The organism is Roseibium aquae, from assembly GCF_008711285.1.
GTDB lineage: Bacteria > Pseudomonadota > Alphaproteobacteria > Rhizobiales > Stappiaceae > Roseibium > Roseibium aquae.
Window position 1 is genome coordinate 1 of record NZ_VXDC01000037.1, and the last position, 561, is coordinate 561.

Genomic DNA, 561 nt, shown 5'->3' on the forward strand with positions numbered 1-561 from the left:
TTGTCGGCCTGATTTGCGGTGCTGTTTTTGAAGCGGAAGCTTTCGTTTCCGGTTTCAAGGATATGGCAGTGGTGCGTGAGCCGGTCGAGCAGTGCGGTGGTCATCTTGGCATCTCCGAAGACGGCCGCCCATTCCGAGAAGCTCAGGTTGGTGGTGATGATGACGCTGGTGCGCTCGTAGAGCTTGCTCAGGAGATGGAAGAGCAGAGCGCCGCCGGACGCGCTGAACGGCAGGTATCCCAGCTCGTCGAGGATGACGAGATCGGAATGGACAAGCCGGTTGGCGATTTGGCCCGCCTTGCCCTGGGCTTTCTCCTGTTCCAGTGCATTGACGAGTTCGACGGTGGAGAAGAAGCGGACACGCTTGCGGTGATGTTCGATGGCCTGGATTCCAAGGGCGGTCGCAAGATGCGTCTTCCCGGTTCCGGGGCCCCCGAGGAAGACGGCATTGTGAGCCTGCGCGATGAACTCGCAGCGGTGAAGCTGGCGCACGAGTGCCTCGTTGACTTCGCTGCTGGTAAAGTCGAATCCGTTCAGGTCCCTGTAGGCTGGAAAGCGTGCC

1 protein-coding gene is annotated in these 561 nt (G+C 60.1%); it reads right to left on the minus strand.

Translation table 11 applies throughout. From position 1 onward, the window contains the following. Positions 1-561, minus strand: a 561-nt coding sequence (istB, locus tag F0184_RS20470) for an IS21-like element helper ATPase IstB (protein WP_150497985.1), incomplete at both ends; no start/stop codon positions are given.